General features: G+C 46.7%; 3 protein-coding genes. 2 read left to right on the forward strand and 1 reads right to left on the reverse strand.

Annotated features, from left to right (window positions below; translation table 11 throughout):
* Nucleotides 1–64: 64 nt before the first annotated feature.
* The gene (locus SSCH_RS06240) at nucleotides 65–277 is read left to right on the forward strand and encodes a hypothetical protein (RefSeq protein ID WP_044664718.1); all 213 of its coding nucleotides are present in this window, start codon (nucleotides 65–67) and stop codon (nucleotides 275–277) included.
* A 181-nt stretch (nucleotides 278–458) separates the two neighbouring features.
* Here SSCH_RS06240 and SSCH_RS20085 read toward each other — a convergent pair whose 3' ends face one another.
* Complete coding sequence (locus SSCH_RS20085; protein WP_232294259.1) at nucleotides 459–620, reverse strand: hypothetical protein; 162 nt, start codon at nucleotides 618–620, stop codon at nucleotides 459–461.
* A gap of 293 nt (nucleotides 621–913) precedes the next feature.
* Here SSCH_RS20085 and SSCH_RS16405 point away from each other — a divergent pair.
* The coding region (locus SSCH_RS16405) for a YecA family protein (protein WP_052835392.1) at nucleotides 914–2,676 on the forward strand (1,763 nt) is incomplete at its 3' end.

Raw genomic sequence — 2,676 nt, forward strand, 5'->3', positions numbered from 1 at the left:
AGATAAAACAACGAAAAAATGATCATTAAAACAACGACTGGTTCTTGGTACATGGGAGCAGATCTTGTGGCTTTTTGAATTCTACGGGAAGGGTAAAATCGGTGATGTTTTTCGCGAGGACATAAATGGTTTGAGAGAATTGCCGGAACCGGTTGTTAATCTATGGGGGTTGTTATTCCTAGATGAGCAACAAAATGTTGATGCGATGGAACGACAAGAAGCCGAGAGCAAGCTGAAAAAATGGAGTTGTCGACGCCGGGTGCCGGTTGACTTTTAGGTACCAGGTACCATTCGATTTTTGTCGAATACCAACGAAAAGTTTAATTTTCCAGCAAGCTCGGGGAGAAAGCATCTCCCCGAGCAAAGGTATCGGTTACCACTTGATATAAAGATAACCGCCAGTCATTTTCCCATCCGGCGGTTACCCTTGTCGATAGACTCTATGCATTTTATCGACCTCACTTAGTTTCTTTCATTTCTTCCATCATGTAGTTGTAGAGATAGTACATCTCATCATAGGGGAATTCGTAGTCTACCCTTTCCTTTTTTGCTTTCCCCTCAACTAATCTCAAATGTTTCTCCCGAGCCTTCCTCTCTATATCCTTCAGTGCCACCGCCATCTTTGTCAACCCCTTTCCCGGCTTGTGCCGGTTATTTTCTTCACTAATATATACTAGCAAAAAACATGCCAGATACGCCGGAAGAGAAGCTATCCATTTATCCAAGATTACACCCGGAAGCAGCCGTTATTTCGGAAAAACCTGACGGAAAAATGTTAATAGGTTTCGTTCGGGTGCAAAACAAAGGAATCACCTGTTATTTGTCGAAATAAAGATGGCACCCCTTTTATGAGTATTATCTGGATTAGGGAATCACTTGCTTTACATTGGCCGGTGCAGAAAGGATGAAAAAAATGACTGAAAGTAAACTTGATATAGAGCGTATCTTGGGTTATGTGAATGGACTGCTTTATTTTTGCGGAGTGATGGACTTGGAAAGCCTTTACCGGGCGGTGGCCGACCGCTTGGGAGGCGGCTTGAGCCGGCCATACTTTAAAAACATTTTGGACGAAGAGCTGAAAAAGGATGACACCCCTTATGATTTCATCTTAGATGACGGTTTGTACTGCCACTACGATGTGGAAAATCCGCACTGGATACTGGATGAGCAGGGTAAAAGGGCCGAAATCCCCTACCGGCCGGTCACAGACAAAGAGGTGCACCAGGTGGTGAACAAGCAATATTCCTCTCTCTGGCACCCAACGGTTAAAACGCTGAGCCGGCAGTTGCAGGAGCAGTTTGGCTACACCAAAGATGATGCCATGATGAAGGTATTGCTCGGCCAAACGATGCTTAACAACGGTATGCCTCATCTGCAACTGGTGGAATACTTTTTGTATGATCTGGAATTTGACTCATTTGATGAGCTTCAGCCCTTTATTAATCTAGTTAACGGTATGGCCAACAATACACCGCAATGGATCCTCAGGGGTTGGACATCATTTGAGGTGTTCGAGCGGTATGAAAAACATAATCTACAGCCATTACCGGAACCGCCCTTTGATTTTATGGGAAGCCGGATAGGGGGAAAAGCCACGCCCAAAGTGGGACGAAATGAACCCTGTCCCTGCGGAAGCGGCAAGAAGTACAAAAAATGCTGCGGCGCCTCTGTAACGGAAAGGGATGGAGGAAAGGCAGTGCCGGAAGATGACGAGGCAAAGATCCCACCGGCAGTAAACGGAGCAGAGGTCGTGCCCCTGGCTGAAAAAAGAGCAGACATCGGTCAAAAACCGTCTTTTGAGGAGTGGCGGGCGCTTTATGAGGCGGCTGCGGCTTTTAAAGATGCTCGTTGCTGGGAATGGATGCATGACAACGACCTGTTCGGGGTGATGAATCCCGAAACAGGGGAAATAGCCTACTGCTGCATCATGGGAGAACTGGGTGAACAGTATGCCCTGGGAGCTTACCTCGGTCCTGAAGGATTGAAATCCATTTTGGATATGATGGAGGGCCCGGATAGTCACTCTACGGATTTGTTTTTTGTGCAGAAGTGTCTTATGGCCTCATTTGATAACCGCGAAGACCTGGAAAAAGAGGATAGGGCAGTGATCAAAGAGCTGGGATTAAAATTCAGAGGGAAAAACCAGTGGCCACAGTTTCGCTCCTACGAACCTGGTCTATACCCCTGGTTTATCGACGCCTGGGAATGCCGCTTTTTAACGATTGCTCTGCAGCAGGCCATTGAAGTTTCTCTGCGCTGCCGCAGCAGCAAGGCCATTTTAGTCTGTGATCAACCGAATGCCTTTCTTGTCCGCGTTCCCTCTCAGCAGGGGGAAATAATAACCTGGCTTGACCGGTATCTTGAGCCCGCCCCGGTCATTATGAAATATGTTGCTTTTGAAATCACCAATGAACTGCTCTTGAAAAAGATTTTGACTTCCGGGAAAAGAAAACAGGCTGTCTGGGAGGTGGACACCTTTTTCGCCCCCTTCCCTGTTCAGGAGAAAAAAGGTGAAAGGCCGTATTTCCCCAAGACGTTTCTCATCCTCGACAGCAAGACAGGCCTTATCCTGGGACATGAAATGGTAAAAGATATTTCAGAGGAAGGGTATCACTGCATTCAGTGCCTAACTGATTTGATGGTTGACTCAAAAATTCCCTCCCGGATTCTCGTTGA

This window comes from Syntrophaceticus schinkii, from assembly GCF_000946815.1.
Lineage (GTDB): Bacteria > Bacillota > DSM-12270 > Thermacetogeniales > Thermacetogeniaceae > Syntrophaceticus > Syntrophaceticus schinkii.

Bases quoted from the DNA above. Each gene is read 5' to 3' on its own strand.
- SSCH_RS20085 (WP_232294259.1), bottom strand. From the start codon at position 620: ATGGCGGTGGCACTGAAGGATATAGAGAGGAAGGCTCGGGAGAAACAT.